Raw genomic sequence first — 19,521 nt, 5'->3', positions numbered from 1 at the left:
CTCCCACATTTTGACCGTGGACGCCGGGCAATTGTGGGAGGGGCGGTGCGACGATTCGACTTGCTCCCGATAGCGTCCTCAAGGGCGCTGCATGAACGCCTGATGCATCTGATCCAGGGTTTCAAAATGCCAAGTCGGCTTCTCGGCATTCAGCTCTTCAAAACTGCCAAACCCATACCCTACCGCCGCCGAATCCAACCCATTGCTTCGTGCTCCGATCAGGTCATGCTTGCGATCCCCAATCATCAAGGTGGTGGCCGGGTCCAACTGTTCTTCGTGCATCAAGTGAGCGATCAGCTCGACCTTGTTGGTGCGCGTACCATCCAGCTCGCTGCCGTAGATCACCTTGAAGTGCCGGGCAAAGTCGAAATGCCGCGCGATCTCGCGGGCAAATACCCATGGCTTGGAGGTCGCCACATATAGCTGGCGGCCTTGGTCGTTCAGCGCTTCGAGCAAGGGCATCACGCCGTCGAACACGCGGTTCTCATAGAGCCCGGTGACCTTGAAGCGCTCGCGGTAGAAGTTCACCGCTTCCCACGCCTTGGCTTCATCAAAACCGTAGTACTGCATGAACGCTTGCAGCAGCGGCGGGCCGATGAAGTGTTCCAGCTTGGTCAGGTCCGGCTCATCAATGCCGAGCTTGCCGAGGGCGTACTGGATCGAGCGGGTGATGCCCTCGCGCGGGTCGGTGAGGGTGCCATCCAGGTCGAACAGTACGGTGGGGTAATGCAAGGTCATTGATCGAATCCTTCGGCCAGGTGCAGGTCTTTGAGCTTCACGTAGTTCGCGGCGCTGTAGGTGAAAAAGGCGCGCTCCTTGTCAGTCAGTGCGCGAACCTGTTTAACCGGGCTGCCCACGTACAGAAAGCCGCTGTCGAGTTTCTTGCCCGGCGGCACCAGGCTGCCGGCACCGATGATCACGTCATCTTCGACCACGGCGCCGTCCATGACGATGCTGCCCATGCCGATCAACACCCGGCTGCCTACGCTGCAGCCGTGCAGCATGACTTTATGGGCGACCGTCACGTCATCGCCGATCAGCAGCGGAAAACCGTCCGGGTTGAAGGGGCCGGCATGGGTGATGTGCAACACGCAGCCGTCCTGCACGCTGGTGCGCGCACCGATGCGGATACGGTGCATGTCGCCGCGAATCACGGTCAATGGCCATACCGAGCTGTCGGCGCCAATTTCGACATCGCCGATCACCACCGCCGAAACATCGACAAACGCCCCGGCGCCCAGGGTTGGCGTGTGGTTCTGATAGCTGCGAAGGGTCACGATAGCCTCTCTCTCTTTTGCTGATAGCTGCGGTGGGCATTGATTGTAATTAAGATGGCCCCATCTTTGTCTTATCCGTTTCCTCAGCCAAGGTGCCAACCGTGAGCGCGAACAACCCACTTCTGCAGTCCTACGACCTGCCGCCGTTCTCGGCGATCCGTGCCGAGCACGTCCAGCCGGCCATCGAACAGATCCTCGCCGACAACCGTGTCGCCATCGAAGGCATCCTGCAAAGCCAGGGTAAAAATCCGACATGGGCCGGGCTGGTCCTGGCGATGGACGAACTGAACGACCGCCTGGGCGCCGCCTGGAGCCCGGTCAGCCACCTCAACGCCGTGTGCAACAGCGCCGAACTGCGCGAAGCCTACGAGGCATGTCTGCCCGCGTTGAGCGCCTACTCCACTGAAATGGGCCAGAACCGCGCACTGTTCCAGGCTTTCGAAGCCTTGGCCAACAGCCCGGAAGCGGCCGGCTTCGATGTGGCGCAAAAAACTATCCTGGAACATGCCCTGCGTGACTTCCGCCTGTCGGGTATCGATTTGCCGCCTGAGCAGCAAAAACGTTACGCCGAAGTGCAGAGCAAGCTGTCGGAGCTGGGCAGCAAATTTTCCAACCAGTTGCTGGACGCCACCCAGGCCTGGACCAAGCATGTGACCGATGAGACCCGCCTGGCTGGCCTGACCGACTCGGCCAAGGCGCAAATGGCCGCTGCCGCCCAGGCCAAGGGGCTCGACGGTTGGCTGATCACCCTGGAGTTCCCGAGTTACTACGCGGTGATGACCTACGCCCAGGACCGCGCCCTGCGCGAAGAAGTCTACGCGGCCTATTGCACACGTGCGTCGGACCAAGGCCCGAATGCCGGTCAGAACGATAACGGGCCGGTGATGGAACAGATCCTCGACCTGCGTCAGGAGCTTGCTCAACTGCTGGGCTACGCCTCTTTCTCGGAACTGAGCCTGGCCACCAAGATGGCCGAGTCCAGTGACCAGGTGCTGAGTTTCTTGCGTGACCTGGCCAAGCGCAGCAAGCCGTTTGCCGCCCAGGACCTGCAACAGCTCAAGGCTTACGCCGCCGAACAAGGCTGCGCCGACTTGCAAAGCTGGGACAGCGGTTTCTACGGTGAAAAACTCCGAGAGCAGCGCTACAGCGTGTCCCAGGAGGCCCTGCGCGCCTACTTCCCGATCGACAAAGTGTTGAGCGGGTTGTTCGCCATTGTGCAGCGTCTGTACGGCATCGAGATCGCCGAGCAAAAAGGTTTCGATACCTGGCATCCGGACGTGCGTCTGTTTGAAATCAAGGAAAACGGCCAGCATGTCGGCCGTTTCTTCTTCGACCTGTACGCCCGCGCCAACAAGCGTGGCGGTGCCTGGATGGACGGCGCCCGCGACCGCCGCCGCACGATCGATGGCGTGCTGCAAAGCCCGGTGGCTAACCTGGTGTGCAACTTCACCCCGGCCGACAGCGGCAAGCCTGCGCTGCTGACCCACGACGAAGTGACCACCTTGTTCCACGAGTTCGGCCACGGCCTGCACCACCTGCTGACCCGCGTTGAACACGCCGGCGTGTCCGGCATCAACGGCGTGGCCTGGGACGCGGTGGAGTTGCCGAGCCAGTTCATGGAGAACTGGTGCTGGGAGCCGGAAGGCCTGGCGTTGATCTCCGGTCACTATGAAACCGGTGAGCCGCTGCCGCAGGACTTGCTGGAGAAAATGCTCGCGGCGAAGAACTTCCAGTCGGGCCTGATGATGGTGCGCCAGTTGGAATTCTCGCTGTTTGACTTCGAACTGCACGCCACTCACGGCGATGGCCGCACGGTCGCGCAGGTGCTCGAGGGCGTGCGTGATGAGGTTTCGGTGATGCGCCCGCCGGCCTACAACCGCTTCCCCAACAGCTTCGCGCATATCTTCGCGGGTGGTTACGCGGCGGGTTATTACAGCTACAAGTGGGCCGAAGTGCTGTCGGCGGATGCCTTCTCCAAATTCGAAGAAGACGGCGTGCTCAATCCCGAGACTGGCCGTGCCTTCCGTGAGGCGATCCTGGCCCGTGGCGGTTCCCAGGAACCGATGGTGCTGTTCGTCGATTTCCGCGGACGCGTGCCGTCGATTGACGCACTCTTGCGCCACAGCGGCCTGAGTGAGGACGCGGCAGCATGAGTGAAGGGCCTGTGATTACCAAAAAGCAATTTATCGCCGGGGCGGTCTGCCCGGCGTGCAGCGAGCCGGACAAGTTGAAAATGTGGACCGAGGACAGCGTGCCACATCGTGAATGCGTGGCCTGCGGCTATACCGATACGCTCAATGATCAAGGGCTGTCGGTGCCCAGGGAATTGGGCACGCGGGTCAATACATCGGCGTTGAAAGCGCCTGATCCGAAGGTGCAGGCGGTACAGTTTTTTCCTAATCCGAAGCTGAAAAAAGACTAAAAAAAAGCGGGGCACCCAGTGCCTGATGCCTCTTAGTTAAGGATTAACGCGGTCCCTGTGGGAGGGGGCTTGCTCCCGATAGGCCGCGCAGCGGTCTCAAAAATGGGCCTGCTACGCAGTCCATCGGGAGCAAGCCCCCTCCCACAATTTATCCATCGCCCGCTTTATCGCTTAACTGAGAGGCATCAGGCACTGGATGCCCCGCTTTTTTTTGCGACTCAATGGCGTGTAGTCACAGCTTTTTCTCGTCGCTTGCCGAAGTGGTAATCCAGCTTTTCATCGAGCACAGGGCAAAGGCGCTGGTGCTGCAATCGCCATTGGCCAAGGCGGTGCGCAACTTGTCGATATCGGCTTTCATCATGTAGCGAACGCCGTCCTTGAAGCCATTGCTGGTGCCGAAGCCGCCCAGGGTCATTTCGTTCAGCGCATCTTCCTTGCTCCACCCCTGCACGACCACGCGATACATCGCTGCCATCAGGCCGGTGCGGTCAGAGCCGTGTTTGCAGTGCATCAACACCGGGCCGTTGGCCTGGGCCTGTTGAATGGCGCGCAGCGCCGCGAGCACGTCGGTGTCGTCGACATGGTTGGTGCGATAGGTCAGTTGAACCTGTTTGATATCCGTCGATTTCAGCCAGCTGGCGTCCGATTCCGGCAGGAAATTGATGACCGTGCCAATCTTGAGTTTTTCCAGCACAGGCACTGCACTGCTGTCCGGCAACGCGCTGCGATAGAGCGTGGGCGTCATCTGGTGCAGGTTGAATTGGTCGCCCACGGGCTGGGCCCATTCCGGCGAGCGCGTCGATGGGGCGTCCTCGGCTTGAGCGTGAACGCTTGCGAACAGTGCCATGAACACCAGGCCGAAGGCGGGCAGCAATCGAATCTTGAACATGCGCTTTGTAACCGAATAGGGAAATGGCTGATGGGCCACAGATTCGCCTACAGGCGGTCAACAGGGCGTGAGGTCCTCGTCAAAGAATTGTGAACAGTCGGTACTGATCTGTTGTTTTTTTGCAGCTCAGTTGACTATTCCAAATCCTTAGGCTGCTATCATTTGTAACTATTGGTTGCCAGGATGTGTCATGCCTGTGAATCCATGCCTTCACGCTGCTCCCAGAAGTGGCGGACAAACCCGTGACCCCATGATGAGGTGCCCCCATGTCTGATCAAGATCAAGACAACCCGCGGCGCGACTTTTTGCGCAAATCCTTGACCTTGATCCCGGTGGTCACGGTTGCCAGCACCAGCCTTGGCGGTTCAATGCTGATGGCCACGCCGGAGCCTGCGCAGGCGGCACCGGCCAAGGTGCCTGCGAGCGACAAAGCCTACGAGCCGAGTTATTTCACCGCTGAAGAATGGGCGTTTATCAACGCTGCCGTCGCCCGACTGATTCCCGCCGATGCCCAGGGCCCTGGCGCATTGGAAGCGGGAGCCCCGGAATATATCGACCGTCAGATGAACACGCCTTACGCCAGTGGCGCGCTGTGGTTCATGCAAGGCCCGTTCAATGCCGATGCAGCTCCCGAGATGGGCTGGCAGAGCAAATTGGTGCCCAAGGAGATCTACCGCCTGGGTATCGCCGCGACTGATGCATGGTCGAAAGCGTTCAACGGTAAAGTTTTTGCTGCGCAAGACAGCGCTACCCAGGATGACATGTTGCGTCGTCTTGAGGCGGGCGGCAGTGAAGTGAGTGCACATTTTGAAGCGGTGCCGGCGAAGATGTTCTTCAACCTGCTGCTGCAAAACACCAAGGAAGGCTTCTTTTGCGACCCGATCCACGGGGGCAACAAAGGCATGGTCGGCTGGACCATGATCGGCTTCCCCGGCGCCCGCGCCGATTTCATGGATTGGGTGGAACGCAACGAGCAATACCCCTTCCCGGCTGTTTCCATCCGCGGCGAGAGGGCATAAACGTGGCGACCATCATGAAGAAAGTGGATGCGGTGATCGTAGGCTTTGGCTGGACCGGCGCGATCATGGCCAAGGAGCTGACGGAGGCTGGCCTCAACGTGGTAGCGCTGGAGCGCGGCCCGATGCAGGACACTTACCCGGACGGCAACTATCCCCAGGTCATCGACGAACTGACCTACAGCGTGCGTAAAAAACTCTTTCAGGACATCTCCAAGGAGACGGTGACCATTCGCCACAGTGTGAATGATGTCGCCCTGCCTAACCGTCAGCTGGGTGCGTTCCTGCCGGGCAATGGCGTAGGTGGCGCGGGTTTGCACTGGTCGGGGGTGCATTTTCGCGTCGACCCGATCGAGTTGCGCATGCGCAGCCACTATGAAGAGCGCTACGGTAAGAACTTCATTCCCAAAGACATGACCATCCAGGACTTCGGCGTCAGCTACGAAGAACTGGAGCCGTTTTTCGACTACGCGGAAAAAGTCTTCGGCACCTCCGGCCAGGCCTGGACCGTCAAAGGCCAGTTGGTGGGTGAAGGCCGTGGCGGCAACCCGTATGCGCCGGACCGCTCCAACCCGTTCCCGTTGGAGGCGCAAAAAAATACCGTTTCTGCTCAGCTTTTTCAGAAAGCCGCTACCGAGGTCGGTTACAAGCCTTACAACCTGCCATCGGCCAATACGTCGGGGCCGTACACCAACCCTTACGGCGCGCAGATGGGGCCGTGCAACTTCTGCGGTTTCTGCAGCGGTTACGTGTGCTACATGTACTCCAAGGCCTCGCCGAACGTAAACATTCTGCCGGCTCTGCGCCAAGTGCCGAATTTCGAGCTGCGGCCCAATTCCCACGTGCTCAAGGTCAACCTCGACAGCACCGGGAAAAAAGCCACCGGCGTGAGCTACATCGACGCCCAGGGCCGGGAGTGCGAGCAGCCGGCGGATCTGGTGATCCTCGGTGCCTTCCAGTTCCATAACGTGCGCTTGATGCTGCTGTCGGGAATCGGCAAACCCTACGACCCGATTACCAATGAGGGCGTGGTGGGCAGGAACTTCGCCTACCAGAACATGGGCACCATCAAAGCCTTCTTCGACAAGGACACCCACACCAACAACTTCATCGGTGCGGGCGGCAATGGCGTGGCCATCGACGACTTCAACGCGGACAACTTCGACCATGGGCCACACGGCTTTGTTGGCGGCTCGCCGATGTGGGTCAACCAGGCGGGTAGCCGGCCGATTGCCGGTACCTCCAACCCACCGGGCACCCCGGCCTGGGGCAGTGCCTGGAAACGCGCCACTGCGGATTACTACACCCACCAAGTATCGATGGACGCCCACGGCGCTCATCAATCCTACCGGGGTAACTACCTGGACCTGGACCCGGTGTACCGCGATGCGTACGGCCAACCGCTGCTGCGGATGACGTTCGACTGGCAGGAAAACGACATCAAGATGAACCGATTCATGATCGAGAAAATGGGCAAGGTCGCCGAAGCGATGAACCCCAAAGCCATTGCCGTACTCGGTAAAAAGGTCGGGGAGCACTTCAACACGGCGTCCTACCAGACCACCCACCTCAACGGCGGCGCGATCATGGGCACCAACCCGAAGACCAGTGCGTTGAATCGCTATCTGCAGAGTTGGGATGTGCACAACGTGTTTGTTCCGGGGGCTTCCGCGTTCCCACAAGGCTTGGGCTACAACCCTACCGGCCTGGTGGCGGCGTTGACCTATTGGTCGGCGCGGGCGATCCGCGAGCAGTACCTGAAAAACCCCGGCCCGCTGGTACAGGCATAAGGAGCGATGAGCATGAAAGCATTCGTTATCGCCTCTCTGGCGGCCTCACTGGGTTTATTCAGCAGTTGCTCGGTCAGTGCGGCTGAAACCGATTTGATCAAACAGGGCGAATACCTGGCCCGCGCCGGCGACTGCGTGGCCTGTCACACCGCCAAGGGCGGCAAGCCCTTTGCCGGTGGCCTGCCGATGGAAACCCCGATCGGCGTGATCTATTCCACCAACATCACGCCGGACAAGACGGGCCTGGGCGACTACAGCTTCGAAGACTTCGACAAGGCCGTGCGTCATGGCGTCGCCAAGAACGGTAGTACGCTTTACCCGGCGATGCCCTACCCGTCTTATGCACGCGTCAGCGACAGCGACATGCAGGCGTTGTACGCGTATTTCATGAAGGGTGTCGAGCCGGTCGCCCAAGCGAACAAGGACAGCGAGATTCCCTGGCCCTTGAGCATGCGCTGGCCCTTGGCGGCGTGGCGCTGGATGTTTGCCCCGGCTGTACAGGCGCAACCGGCCCAGGCTGCGGCCGACCCGGTGATCAGCCGTGGCGCTTACCTGGTAGAAGGCCTGGGCCATTGCGGCGCTTGCCATACACCGCGAGCCTTGACCATGCAGGAAAAAGCCCTGAGTGCGACTGACGGCAATGCGTTCCTGTCCGGCAGTGCGCCACTGGAAGGCTGGATCGCGAAAAGCCTGCGTGGCGACCACAAGGACGGCCTTGGCAGTTGGAGCGAAGCGCAGCTGGTGCAATTCCTCAAGACCGGCCGCAGTGATCGCAGCGCCGTGTTTGGTGGCATGAGCGACGTTGTAGTCCACAGCATGCAGTACATGTCGGAAGATGACCTGACGGCGATCGCCCGTTACCTCAAGAGCCTGCCGGCGGTCGATCCGCAGGATCAGCCGCACCAGTACGACAAACAGGTGGCTGAGGCATTGTGGAAAGGCGATGACAGCAAGCCGGGCGCGTCGGTCTACATCGACAATTGCGCGGCCTGCCATCGCACGGACGGCCATGGTTATACGCGGGTGTTCCCGGCGTTGGCGGGTAACCCGGTACTGCAGACGACGGACGCCACGTCGTTGATCAACATCGTGTTGAACGGCGGTACCTTGCCAGCGACCCACACCGCACCGTCGACCTTCACCATGCCCGCTTTCGCCTGGCGTCTGTCGGACCAGGAAGTGGCGGATGTGGTCAGTTTTGTTCGCGGCAGCTGGGGTAACCAGGGGGCCCCCGTGAAGGCCAGCGATGTGGCAGACCTGCGCAAGAGTGATATGCGCACCACCTCCGGCGATGACCTTGGGCAAGTGACGAACAAGCACTGATCCGCACTGGCCGCCAAACGGCACTGGTCAGAAACCTTGCGCCTCGATACTGTATATAAAAACAGTATCGAGGCGTTTTCATGTCTACTGCGCTGCCGCCCCGTGGCCGGGGCACGGCCACCAACCTGCACAACCGCTTTGCGCCTACCGTCAGCGTGGCCGAGGACGACGGCTGGTTTCAGGAGGTGCCGCCGACCCAAGGCACCGAAGTGCGTATCGAAACGGCCAAGTCCATCATCACCCGCAACAACTCGCCGGATTTGCCGTTTGATCGTTCGATCAACCCCTATCGCGGCTGCGAGCATGGCTGTATCTACTGCTATGCACGGCCCAGTCATGCCTATTGGGACATGTCGCCAGGGCTGGATTTCGAAACCCGGCTGATCGCCAAGACCAATGCCGCCGATGTGCTGGAGCAACAGTTGTCCAAGCCCGGCTATGTCTGCGCGCCGATCAACCTTGGGTCCAACACCGACCCGTACCAGCCTGTCGAGCGTGAGTACAAGATCACCCGGCAAACCCTCGAGGTCCTCCTGCGCTACCGGCACCCGGTGACGATCATCACCAAAGGCTCGCTGATATTGCGCGACCTTGACCTGCTGGCCGAGCTGGCCCGCCAGCGCCTGGTGGCGGTGATGATCAGCCTCACCAGCCTGGACGACGAACTCAAGCGCATCCTGGAGCCGCGTACGGCGGCGCCCAAGGCGCGGTTGCGGGCGATTCGGGTGATGCGTGAGGCGGGCATCCCGGTTGGGGTGCTGTGTTCGCCGATGATTCCCATGATCAACGACAGCGAACTCGAAAGCCTGCTCACTGAAGCTCACGCGGCCGGCGCGCAAAGCGCGGCGTACATGATGCTGCGCCTGCCGCTGGAAGTGGCGCCGCTGTTCGAAGAGTGGCTGGCGGCGCATTACCCGCAGCGTGCGGCCCATGTGATGAGCCTGGTGCGCCAGGTGCGGGGTGGCGAGGTGTACGACAGCCGTTTCGGCGTGCGCATGCGCGGCGAAGGCCCGTTTGCCGATTTGCTGGCGCAGCGCTTCAGCAAGGCGATCAAGCGGCTGGGGCTGAACCGTCGGGAAGGCTTCAACCTGGACTGCACAGCGTTCTGCCCACCGGGCAGACAAATGGCATTGCTGTAAACTGCCTAGGAATGTCGCACTGTTTATGTAGGAATAGTCGCGTTTTGATATCACTGAAACCCGCGATCTAGAGCGGTTCATTCAGTTTGAGTTAAGTTTCGATGGTTACCTTGTTCCGCGAGTGACTGATAAGTCTGCTTCGCCGCTGTAGGAATTTTACTGGCTGGCGTCGATCTGACCTGAATACTCCCCCTGCATTAATCAAGAGGATGAATCATGAGTGACAAGGATAAACAGCCGTTGGCTGCGTCGGCTTCAGCCCCTCAGGTGGCGGAATCCGCCGATGCAGCGCTAAAGCATATCGTTGACGGCTTTTTGCATTTCCATCACGACGTCTTCCCGCAGCAGGAAGAGCTTTTCAAGAAACTCGCCACGGCCCAAAGCCCACGAGCGATGTTCATTACCTGCGCCGACTCGCGCATCGTGCCCGAACTGATCACCCAGAGCTCCCCTGGCGACCTGTTCGTGACCCGTAACGTCGGCAACGTAGTGCCGCCCTACGGCCAGATGAACGGGGGTGTTTCCACCGCGATCGAGTACGCGGTACTCGCCCTGGGTGTGCAGCACATCATCGTGTGTGGGCATTCCGATTGCGGCGCCATGCGTGCGGTACTCAACCCGCACACGCTGGAAAAGATGCCGACGGTCAAAGCCTGGTTGCGTCATGCCGAGGTCGCCAAGACCATGGTCCATGACAACTGCGACTGCGCCACTGAAGGCGAGAGCATGAAGTTGGTGACCGAAGAAAACGTCATCGCCCAACTGCAACATTTGCGCACCCACCCGTCCGTGGCTTCGCGCATGGCCAATGGTCACTTGTTCATCCATGGCTGGATCTACAACATCGAGACCAGCGAAATCCGGGCCTACGATGCGGAAACAGCGGCATTTCGACCGTTGAACGGCACCGAGCCGATTCCTTCCGCGACGCCTAAAGCGCGCTTCTAAAACACTTCCCTGCCGGGTAGAGCGGTGGCTGCCATGGATGCAGCCAGGCTTTGCCGCGCCCGGCGAATGCCTCGGGAGAGTCATCATGCGTGCTGCTCAATTGAAAGCTGTACTGCCACGGGAGCTGCTGGCTTCCGTGGTTGTGTTTCTGGTTGCCCTGCCCTTGTGCATGGGCATTGCGATCGCTTCCGGCATGCCGCCGGCCAAGGGTCTGATCACTGGGATCATCGGTGGCCTGGTGGTCGGTTGGTTGGCGGGCTCGCCGTTGCAGGTCAGTGGCCCGGCGGCGGGGTTGGCGGTGTTGGTGTTTGAACTGGTACGCCAGCACGGCATGGTGATGCTGGGACCGATCTTGCTGCTGGCGGGGTTTCTGCAACTGGTGGCGGGCCGCTTGCGCCTGGGTTGCTGGTTCCGCGTGACGGCGCCGGCAGTGGTGTACGGCATGTTGGCGGGGATCGGCGTACTGATCGTGCTGTCGCAGATTCACGTGATGCTCGACGGCGCGCCCCAGCCCTCGGGGCTGGCGAACCTGGCGGGCTTTCCGGCTGCGCTGGGCGAGGCGATGCCGACCCTTGGCGGTGGCCTTGGTTGGCAGGCCGGCCTGCTCGGCTTGTCGACGATGTTGGTGATGTATGGGTGGGATAAATTGCGCCCGCAAAGCCTGCGTTTCGTTCCCGGCGCCCTATTGGGTGTGGGGCTGACGACCGTTGTCAGCCTGGTGCTGGCCTTGCAGGTCAAGCGCGTGCAAGTGCCGGAAAACCTTGCCGATGCCATCGACTGGCTGCGTCCCAGCGATCTGCTGAACCTGGCCGATCCACAGTTGTTGATCGCCGCGTTTGCCGTGGCGTTCATTGCCAGCGCAGAGACCTTGCTCTCTGCAGCGGCGGTCGATCGGATGCACAGCGGCCAGCGCTCCGATTTCGATAAGGAGTTGTCGGCTCAAGGCGTGGGCAACATGCTGTGTGGCCTGGTCGGCGCGTTGCCGATGACGGGTGTGATCGTACGCAGTTCGGCCAACGTGCAAGCCGGCGCCACCACCCGCATGTCGGCTATGTTCCACGGTTTGTGGCTGTTGGCTTTCGTCTTGCTGCTGTCGAGCGTACTGCAAAGTATTCCGGTGGCGAGTCTGGCGGGTGTGTTGGTGTATACCGGGATCAAACTGGTGGACATCAAGGCGTTCAAGGCGCTGGGACGCTATGGGCGCATGCCGATGTTCACCTATGCCGCGACGGCGTTGGCGATCATCTTCACCGATCTGCTGACGGGCGTGCTGGTGGGCTTCGGGCTCACGTTGGTGAAGCTGGCGTTCAAGGCGTCACGCTTGAAGGTGAGCCTGATCGACCTGCCGCAAGAGGGCGAGATGGAGTTGCGCCTGACGGGTGCGGCGACCTTCTTGAAGGTGCCGGTACTGACCCAGGTGCTGTCGACAGTGCCGGCGGGGACTACCGTGCATGTGCCGCTGAACAACCTGAGTTATATCGACCATTCCTGCCTGGAGTTGCTGGAGGAATGGGGCCGGGCGAATGCGGCCAAGGGGTCGACGCTGGTGATCGAGGCGCGTGGGTTGAAACGACGTTTGGAAGGTAGGGTGCGTACCACCGTGGGGATCGGGTCGGCGCCTTCTACTACCTGATTCAGCCGGAAACTGTGGGAGGGGGCTTGCTCCCGATAGCGGTGCACCAGTCCAGATATCTTTGGCTGATACATCGCAATCGGGGGTAAGCCCCCTCCCACACTTGATCTTTGCCGGCCGGAAAATTCAGGCAGGCTGATCCAGCGATAACTCCACCCCCAGCTGCCGCGAAAGGCACGGCCAGCGTTTCCACGCCGCTTCCGTATCCGGGCTCTTGAGTGTCTCGCGATAGGCCTCTACCGACTCCAGCGCAAAGTTCTCTTCGTTGAGCATTTCATCCACCGCCAGATGCACCGCCTCATCCAGCTGATTGGCGAATTGCTCGCCGATCAATTGGTGAGCAATCAAATTGGCCACGGTGGTATCGGTTGGAATCAGCGGTTGGCCGAAGTGCTTGATATACAGATCGTTGACCTCCTCCACCAGGCGATGGGCCAGGTAGGCTTCATCCAGCAGGCCGTCGAGGCCCTCGTGCCCTGCCAGTATTGCAGGGGGCTGCAGGAAGAAGTGCTCGGCGATCTTCAGTACCGGCTTGATCTGGCTTTCAATGCCGGCTTCGCGAGCCACGTCATTGGCGGCTTCCAGCAAATCGGGAACGAGGTCGATGTAGGCCGTCACGAAGCGAGTCATGACAATGTTGCGATCGCCGTCAGTCAGGGCGATGGCCGAATGCAGGTGCGGCAATTGTTTTTCCAGCTGCTGGGCAAGCTGGCCCGTAGTGGCTTCGTGTTGATGGGCACGGGAAATCTGCTCGCGCAATGCGGCGGTGTTCATGAAAACTCCAGTGAAACAGGCGTAGGAAAAGGGAGAGGATAAGGTAGCTCGTTTATACGAGCACCTAAGATGCATTTGTCATAATTATTTCATGGTTATGCACAGCGGTTATATCGAATTGCCATTTCGCGTCGGATAAACGTTTGCGCCCCCTGTTTTATTAGCTCCGCCCGTCGATTTTTGTTGATTTGCCCCTACACATTGCGGGGTTGCAGGTGCTGTCTATACTCGGATTTGTACGCAATTAGCTGATGACGCCCAACTGCATGAAGCAGGCAAGGCTTGGCGGTTGTAAGCAGTATGGAAGCCGCTCCCTTCGCCGCAGGTGCAAACCGGCGGGATAACAAGAAACATAAAGGGGAACCCGCAATGACGCGACATCCACATGTTTGGATGGGCCTCCTGTTGTGGTCGGTATTCGGCCAGGCGCACGCCGCCTGGACAACGAATATGGCGCCAGGGGCGACTGAAGTCAGTCACGCCGTGTTCGACCTGCACATGACCATTTTCTGGATTTGTGTGGTGATCGGCATCGTCGTGTTTGGCGCGATGTTCTGGTCGATGATCCTGCACCGTCGCTCTACAGGCCAGGTGGCGGCGAAGTTCCACGAAAGCACGACCGTGGAGATTCTCTGGACCGTGGTGCCCTTTCTGATCCTGGTGGCCATGGCCATTCCGGCGACCAAGACCCTGATCAACATCTATGACAGCAGTGAGTCGGATATCGATATCCAGGTCACCGGCTATCAGTGGAAGTGGCACTACAAATACCTGGGCCAGGATGTGGAATTCTTCAGCAACCTGGCCACGCCCGCCGAGCAGATTCATAACCAGGCCACCAAGGGCGAGCATTACCTGTTGGAAGTCGATCAGCCGCTGGTGCTGCCAGTGGGGGCCAAGGTGCGCTTTCTGGTGACGGCTGCCGACGTGATCCACTCTTGGTGGGTGCCGGCCTTTGCGGTCAAGCGCGATGCCATCCCCGGCTTCGTCAATGAGGCCTGGACCCGTATCGAGAAGCCCGGCATCTACCGTGGCCAGTGCGCCGAGCTGTGCGGTAAGGACCACGGCTTCATGCCGATCGTGGTCGATGTCAAATCCAAGGCCGACTACGACACCTGGCTTGGCGAACGCAAAGCAGAAGCGGCCAAACTGCAGGAACTGACCTCCAAAGAGTGGACGCTCGACGAACTGGTGGCCCGTGGCGACAAGATCTACCACACCACTTGCGTAGCCTGTCACCAGGCCGAAGGCCAGGGCTTGCCGCCGATGTTCCCGGCACTCAAAGGCTCGCCGATCGCCACCGGGCCGAAGGAAGACCACCTGCACCGCGTCTACTTCGGCAAGCCCGGTACCGCCATGGCTGCGTTTGGCAAGCAGCTGTCGGAAGTGGATATCGCCGCCGTGGTGACCTACGAACGCAACGCCTGGGGCAATAACAAAGGCGACATGGTCACGCCCAAAGATGTGCTGGCTCTGAAACAGGCGCAAAGCCAATGACTGCCCTCACTGCGTATGCCTTGAACCCATCCGCCCACTCGCGTGCAGGAGAACGGCCATGAGCACTGTGATCGACCATGGTCATACCGACCATGCCCACGGCCCCGCCAAGGGCCTGATGCGCTGGGTGCTGACCACCAACCACAAAGACATCGGCACCCTGTACCTGTGGTTCGCCTTCACGATGTTCCTGCTTGGCGGCTCGTTCGCCATGGTGATCCGTGCCGAGTTGTTCCAGCCGGGCCTGCAGATTGTGCAGCCGGCGTTCTTCAATCAGATGACCACCATGCATGGCTTGATCATGGTGTTCGGCGCGGTGATGCCGGCCTTCGTCGGCCTGGCCAACTGGATGATCCCGCTGATGATCGGCGCGCCGGACATGGCCCTGCCGCGCATGAACAACTTCAGCTTCTGGCTGCTGCCGGCGGCGTTTCTGCTGCTGGTCTCGACGCTGTTCACCCCGGGCGGCGGGCCGAACTTCGGCTGGACCTTCTACGCCCCGCTCTCCACCACCTACGCGCCGGAAAGCGTGACGTTCTTCATTTTTGCCATCCACCTGATGGGAGTCAGTTCGATCATGGGCGCGATCAACGTGGTCGCCACCATCCTCAACCTGCGCGCGCCGGGCATGACGCTGATGAAGATGCCGCTGTTCGTGTGGACCTGGCTGATCACCGCGTTCCTGTTGATCGCGGTGATGCCGGTACTGGCCGGTTGCGTGACCATGATGCTGATGGACATCCACTTCGGCACCAGCTTCTTCAGCGCCGCTGGTGGTGGTGATCCGGTGTTGTTCCAGCATGTGTTCTGGTTCTTCGGCCACCCCGAGGTGTACATCATGATCCTGCCGGCCTTTGGCGCCGTCAGCTCGATCATCCCGACCTTCTCGCGCAAGCCGCTGTTCGGCTACACCTCGATGGTGTACGCCACGGCGAGCATTGCGTTCCTGTCATTCATCGTGTGGGCGCACCACATGTTCGTGGTCGGCATTCCGTTGGTGGGCGAGTTGTTCTTCATGTACGCCACGCTGCTGATCGCCGTGCCGACGGGGGTGAAGGTGTTCAACTGGGTCAGCACCATGTGGCAAGGCTCGCTGACCTTCGAGACGCCGATGCTGTTCGCCGTGGCCTTCGTGATTCTATTCACCATCGGCGGTTTCTCCGGGCTGATGCTGGCAATCGCTCCGGCGGATTTCCAGTACCACGACACCTACTTTGTGGTGGCCCACTTCCATTACGTACTGGTGCCTGGGGCGATCTTCGGCATCTTCGCCTCGGCCTATTACTGGCTGCCGAAATGGACCGGCCACATGTATGACGAAACCCTGGGCAAGCTGCACTTCTGGCTGTCCTTCGTGGGCATGAACATGGCGTTTTTCCCGATGCACTTCGTCGGGCTGGCCGGCATGCCGCGCCGGGTGCCGGACTACAACCTGCAGTTCGCCGATTTCAACATGGTGTCGTCCATCGGTGCATTCATGTTTGGCGCCACGCAGATCTTCTTCCTGTTCATCGTGATCAAGTGCATCCGCGGCGGCCCCCCTGCGCCGGCCAAGCCGTGGGAAGGCGCCGAGGGCCTGGAGTGGAGTATCCCCTCACCCGCGCCGTACCACACCTTCACCACGCCGCCGGAGGTCAAATGAACACCCGTCTGTGTTGCGACCCAGCTCCCTGTGGGAGGGGGCTTGCTCCCGATGGCGGTGTGCCAGTCGACACTATTATTTGCAGTGATACCGCTATCGGGAGCAACTCGTCTCCCACATTGGGTGTGCACCATGCTTGAGTCAGTACCAATCAAGCGCCTCGTCACGCGACTGCTGATCCTGGTGGTGGCGATGTTCGCTTTCGGCTTCGCCCTGGTGCCGATTTACGACGTGATGTGCAAGGCGTTCGGCATCAACGGCAAGACCGCCGGGCAGTACGAGGGCGAGCAGGTGGTCGATCCGACGCGCCAAGTGCGCGTGCAGTTCTTGTCCACCAACGCGATCGATATGGTCTGGGAGTTTCACTCCAAGGCTGACGAGGTGGTGGTCAACCCTGGAGCGGTCACCGAGATGCTGTTCGTGGCCTACAACCCCACCGACAAAGCCATGACGGCCCAGGCGGTGCCGAGCATTTCGCCGGCCGAAGCGGCGATGTATTTCCACAAGACCGAATGCTTTTGCTTTACCCAGCAGGTGCTCCAGCCAGGTGAGCGTATCGAGATGCCGGTGCGCTTCATCGTCGACCGGGCGATGCCCAAGGATGTAAAGCATCTGACCCTGGCGTACACGCTGTTTGACATCACTGCGCGCCAGCCGCCGGTGGCCGTCCGCAGCGGCGGCTAGCTACTGTTTGCCCCCTCAATCAGGAGAGCGAATACATGTCGTCTCATGATACGTACTACGTACCAGCGCAAAGCAAATGGCCCATAATTGCCACGTTTGGCATGTTGACCACGGTGTACGGCCTGGGCGTATGGTTCAACGACCTGAAGGCGGCGCGCCCGGAATCCCACGGGCCGTGGATCTTTTTCGTCGGTGGCCTGCTGCTGGCCTACATGCTGTTCGGCTGGTTCGGCGCGGTGATCAAGGAAAGTCGCGCCGGTTTGTACAGCCCGCAGATGGACCGTTCGTTTCGCTGGGGTATGACCTGGTTCATCTTCTCCGAGGTGATGTTCTTCATCGCGTTCTTCGGTGCGCTGTTTTATGTACGGCACATGTCCGGGCCATGGCTGGGCGGTGAAGGTCATAAAGGCATCGCGCACATGTTGTGGCCGAATTTCGAATTCACCTGGCCGCTGCTCAACAACCCGGACCCGAAACTCTTCCCGCCGCCGGAAGGCACCATCAGTCCGTGGGGCTTGCCGCTGGTGAATACGATCTTGCTGGTCAGCTCCAGCGTGACCATCACCATTGCCCATCACGCGTTGCGTAAAGGTCATCGTGGCGCGCTGAAATTATGGCTGGCGCTCACCGTGCTACTGGGTTGGGCGTTCCTGGGCTTCCAGGCCGAGGAGTACATGCATGCCTATAAGGAGCTGGGGCTGACCCTGGGTTCGGGGGTGTATGGCGCAACTTTCTTCATGCTCACAGGCTTTCATGGCGCTCACGTGACCATCGGCACGCTGATTCTGTTTGTGATGCTGATGCGCATCTTGCGTGGGCATTTCAATGCCGAGCATCAGTTCGGCTTCGAGGCGGCCAGTTGGTATTGGCATTTCGTGGATGTGGTGTGGATCGGCCTGTTTTTCTTCGTTTATGTGCTGTGAGGCGCCTTACCACGGCGCATGAGAAACCAGCTGGCCGCTGAAAAAGCCCCAGGCGATCAAGCCCACGGTGATTGCGGCCAAGACGACACGCACGGTCAGGGCGGTGACGAGGCGGTTGGAGTGGCCTTCGTCCTTGACCAGAAAGAACAAGCCACTGAACAGGCTCACGACAGTCGCTATCAGCATCAGGGCAATGGCGGCTTTGAGCATGGTCTGGCTCCAGGGCGTTTATAGGGAGGGGCGATGAAAACCAGTATAGCCAGTGCCATCGCGCGCTTTCGCCCCGGTATCGCTCCCACGTTGGTGGTGCTGGTGTTGCTGCCGTTGATGGTGGGCCTGGGGTTCTGGCAGTTGGCTCGCGGCCATGAAAAACAGCTGCTGGTGGACCGGTATGCCGAGCGGCGTGTGGCCGACCCGATCAGCGGCGCGCAACTCGGTGACATGGCCGATCCCGCCTTCCACCGCGTGCGCTTGCGTGGTCAGTTCGACGGCGAACATAGCGTGCTGCTCGACAACCGCATGCGTGACGGCCGTGCGGGGGTGGAACTGCTGCAGCCGTTTCACGACCAGGCCAGCGGCCTGTGGTTGCTGCTCAATCGTGGTTGGCTGCCTTGGCCGGACCGACGCACGCCGCCGGTCTTCACGACACCTGAACACCCTGTGAATCTGGACGCCTGGGTGTACGTCGCCCCTGGCGAAACCTTCCAGTTGCAGGCCGACCCGGCAACTCGGCAATGGCCGCGCCTGCTCACCGCCCTGCACCCCGCAGCGTTGTGGGCCGAGTTGGGCCGTAGCGGGTTCGCCTACGAGCTGCGCGCCGAGCCCGGCCCTGGTACGTACGACACCACCTGGGCGGTGGTCGCCATGGGTCCGGAAAAACACTTGGGATACGCCGTGCAGTGGTTCGCCATGGCACTGGCGTTGCTGGCGCTTTACCTCTACCTCGGATGGCACAACAAGAAGGAGAAGTCCCATGGGAGCGGCCATGAATCCACCCAGCATGTCTGAGGCCCCTGACCGGCGCAAAGGCCGCTGGCAGCTGATTTTGATCCTGATGATGGTCATCGGGCCAATGGTGCTGGCCACCTTCATGTACAAGTTGCAGTTCTGGGTGCCGGACAGTCGCAGCTACCACGGTGAAATGATCGGCAACGGCCAGACCCGCGCCGACATCGGCGTGCAGGCGGATGAAGAGCGCTGGCAACTGCTGGTCACCGCGCCCGCCCCCTGCGCCGACGATTGCCGGCAACTGGTGTACCTGGCGCGCCAGCTGCAAATCAGCCTGGGCCGCGATGCTTCCCGGGCCAGTCACGCACTGGCCAGTGCCCAGCCGGTGAGCGTTGAGTACGAGGCCAGGCTCAAGGCCGAGTACCCGCAACTGCAGCGCTATGCGCTGGACCTGTCGACCTTCACCAAAGACGCTGCCGCACCGGGTGAGGCGCAACTGTGGATCGTCGATCCTCACGGCAACCTGGTGTTGCGCTACGACGCCAAGGTCAAGGGCAAGGACCTGCTCAACGACCTGCGCCTGCTGCTGAAACTGTCGAACATCGGATAAGGGCAT

At 60.5% G+C, this 19,521-nt stretch carries 19 protein-coding genes; 14 read left to right on the top strand and 5 right to left on the bottom strand.

Annotated elements, in window-relative coordinates:
* Nucleotides 1-78: 78 nt before the first annotated feature.
* Both ACQRBT_RS08955 and ACQRBT_RS08950 read right to left on the bottom strand, forming a co-directional pair.
* A complete protein-coding gene (locus ACQRBT_RS08955) occupies nucleotides 79-738 on the bottom strand; it encodes an HAD family hydrolase (protein WP_104995100.1) in 660 nt (219 codons plus the stop codon).
* On the bottom strand, nucleotides 735-1,277 hold the full coding sequence (locus ACQRBT_RS08950) for a gamma carbonic anhydrase family protein (protein WP_060756523.1): 543 nt from the start codon (nucleotides 1,275-1,277) through the stop codon (nucleotides 735-737). Before ACQRBT_RS08950 ends, ACQRBT_RS08955 begins: the two co-directional genes overlap by 4 nt.
* Before the next feature lie 101 nt (nucleotides 1,278-1,378).
* Here ACQRBT_RS08950 and prlC point away from each other — a divergent pair, with 101 nt between their 5' ends.
* Both prlC and ACQRBT_RS08940 read left to right on the top strand, forming a co-directional pair.
* A complete protein-coding gene (gene prlC, locus ACQRBT_RS08945; RefSeq protein ID WP_412047610.1) occupies nucleotides 1,379-3,430 on the top strand; it encodes an oligopeptidase A in 2,052 nt (683 codons plus the stop codon).
* A complete protein-coding gene (locus tag ACQRBT_RS08940) occupies nucleotides 3,427-3,699 on the top strand; it encodes a YheV family putative zinc ribbon protein (protein ID WP_060756521.1) in 273 nt (90 codons plus the stop codon). Before prlC ends, ACQRBT_RS08940 begins: the two co-directional genes overlap by 4 nt.
* A 232-nt stretch (nucleotides 3,700-3,931) precedes the next feature.
* Here ACQRBT_RS08940 and ACQRBT_RS08935 read toward each other — a convergent pair whose 3' ends face one another.
* A complete protein-coding gene (locus tag ACQRBT_RS08935; RefSeq protein ID WP_104995102.1) occupies nucleotides 3,932-4,588 on the bottom strand; it encodes a dual specificity protein phosphatase family protein in 657 nt (218 codons plus the stop codon).
* A gap of 266 nt (nucleotides 4,589-4,854) precedes the next feature.
* On the opposite strand from ACQRBT_RS08935, the gene ACQRBT_RS08930 reads away from it, so the two are divergent.
* The 6 genes from ACQRBT_RS08930 to ACQRBT_RS08905 all read left to right on the top strand — a co-directional run bounded on the left by ACQRBT_RS08930 (nucleotide 4,855) and on the right by ACQRBT_RS08905 (nucleotide 12,437).
* Nucleotides 4,855-5,607 (top strand): gluconate 2-dehydrogenase subunit 3 family protein, encoded by a 753-nt coding sequence (locus ACQRBT_RS08930; protein ID WP_104995103.1) that lies wholly within the window; start codon nucleotides 4,855-4,857, stop codon nucleotides 5,605-5,607.
* 2 nt (nucleotides 5,608-5,609) lie between these two features.
* On the top strand, nucleotides 5,610-7,394 hold the full coding sequence (locus tag ACQRBT_RS08925; RefSeq protein ID WP_060756518.1) for a GMC family oxidoreductase: 1,785 nt from the start codon (nucleotides 5,610-5,612) through the stop codon (nucleotides 7,392-7,394).
* A gap of 12 nt (nucleotides 7,395-7,406) precedes the next feature.
* Nucleotides 7,407-8,717, top strand: coding sequence for a c-type cytochrome (locus tag ACQRBT_RS08920; protein ID WP_412047611.1), 1,311 nt, complete (start codon nucleotides 7,407-7,409; stop codon nucleotides 8,715-8,717).
* Between the two features lie 80 nt (nucleotides 8,718-8,797).
* Nucleotides 8,798-9,856, top strand: a complete 1,059-nt coding sequence (locus ACQRBT_RS08915) for a PA0069 family radical SAM protein (protein WP_060756516.1) — start codon at nucleotides 8,798-8,800, stop codon at nucleotides 9,854-9,856.
* A 216-nt stretch (nucleotides 9,857-10,072) separates the two neighbouring features.
* Nucleotides 10,073-10,804 (top strand): carbonic anhydrase, encoded by a 732-nt coding sequence (locus tag ACQRBT_RS08910; RefSeq protein ID WP_060756515.1) that lies wholly within the window; start codon nucleotides 10,073-10,075, stop codon nucleotides 10,802-10,804.
* 85 nt (nucleotides 10,805-10,889) lie between these two features.
* The gene (locus ACQRBT_RS08905; RefSeq protein WP_205344254.1) at nucleotides 10,890-12,437 is read left to right on the top strand and encodes a SulP family inorganic anion transporter; all 1,548 of its coding nucleotides are present in this window, start codon (nucleotides 10,890-10,892) and stop codon (nucleotides 12,435-12,437) included.
* Nucleotides 12,438-12,563: 126 nt separating this feature from the next.
* On the opposite strand, the gene ACQRBT_RS08900 is transcribed toward ACQRBT_RS08905, so the two are convergent.
* A complete protein-coding gene (locus tag ACQRBT_RS08900; RefSeq protein WP_060756513.1) occupies nucleotides 12,564-13,211 on the bottom strand; it encodes a hypothetical protein in 648 nt (215 codons plus the stop codon).
* A gap of 369 nt (nucleotides 13,212-13,580) precedes the next feature.
* On the opposite strand from ACQRBT_RS08900, the gene coxB reads away from it, so the two are divergent.
* From coxB to ACQRBT_RS08880, 4 genes are all read left to right on the top strand, one after another.
* Nucleotides 13,581-14,708, top strand: a complete 1,128-nt coding sequence (gene coxB / locus ACQRBT_RS08895; RefSeq protein ID WP_060756512.1) for a cytochrome c oxidase subunit II — start codon at nucleotides 13,581-13,583, stop codon at nucleotides 14,706-14,708.
* Between the two features lie 58 nt (nucleotides 14,709-14,766).
* Nucleotides 14,767-16,350 (top strand): cytochrome c oxidase subunit I, encoded by a 1,584-nt coding sequence (ctaD, locus tag ACQRBT_RS08890; RefSeq protein ID WP_060756511.1) that lies wholly within the window; start codon nucleotides 14,767-14,769, stop codon nucleotides 16,348-16,350.
* Between the two features lie 132 nt (nucleotides 16,351-16,482).
* Entirely contained in the window at nucleotides 16,483-17,034 is a 552-nt protein-coding gene (locus ACQRBT_RS08885) for a cytochrome c oxidase assembly protein (RefSeq protein WP_060756510.1), read from the top strand.
* A 35-nt stretch (nucleotides 17,035-17,069) separates the two neighbouring features.
* Nucleotides 17,070-17,957 carry a cytochrome c oxidase subunit 3 gene (locus tag ACQRBT_RS08880; protein WP_060756509.1) on the top strand — a complete coding sequence of 296 codons (888 nt, stop codon included), beginning with the start codon at nucleotides 17,070-17,072 and terminating at the stop codon, nucleotides 17,955-17,957.
* 6 nt (nucleotides 17,958-17,963) lie between these two features.
* Here the strand turns inward: ACQRBT_RS08880 and ACQRBT_RS08875 are convergent, their stop codons facing one another.
* Nucleotides 17,964-18,167, bottom strand: coding sequence for a twin transmembrane helix small protein (locus ACQRBT_RS08875; RefSeq protein WP_060756508.1), 204 nt, complete (start codon nucleotides 18,165-18,167; stop codon nucleotides 17,964-17,966).
* Between the two features lie 33 nt (nucleotides 18,168-18,200).
* Here ACQRBT_RS08875 and ACQRBT_RS08870 point away from each other — a divergent pair, with 33 nt between their 5' ends.
* Together ACQRBT_RS08870 and ACQRBT_RS08865 are read left to right on the top strand one after the other, a co-directional pair.
* Complete coding sequence (locus tag ACQRBT_RS08870) at nucleotides 18,201-18,965, top strand: SURF1 family protein (protein WP_412047612.1); 765 nt, start codon at nucleotides 18,201-18,203, stop codon at nucleotides 18,963-18,965.
* Nucleotides 18,931-19,515, top strand: coding sequence for a hypothetical protein (locus tag ACQRBT_RS08865; protein WP_412047613.1), 585 nt, complete (start codon nucleotides 18,931-18,933; stop codon nucleotides 19,513-19,515). The genes ACQRBT_RS08870 and ACQRBT_RS08865 overlap by 35 nt, the downstream gene beginning before the upstream one ends.
* The last annotated feature ends 6 nt before the right edge of the window (nucleotides 19,516-19,521 follow it).

It is taken from the genome of Pseudomonas sp. R19M (genome assembly GCF_050312585.1).
Classification (GTDB): domain Bacteria; phylum Pseudomonadota; class Gammaproteobacteria; order Pseudomonadales; family Pseudomonadaceae; genus Aquipseudomonas; species Aquipseudomonas palleroniana.
The sequence above is the reverse complement of the archived record's forward strand: the minus strand, read 5'-3'. Positions and strand labels throughout refer to the sequence as shown.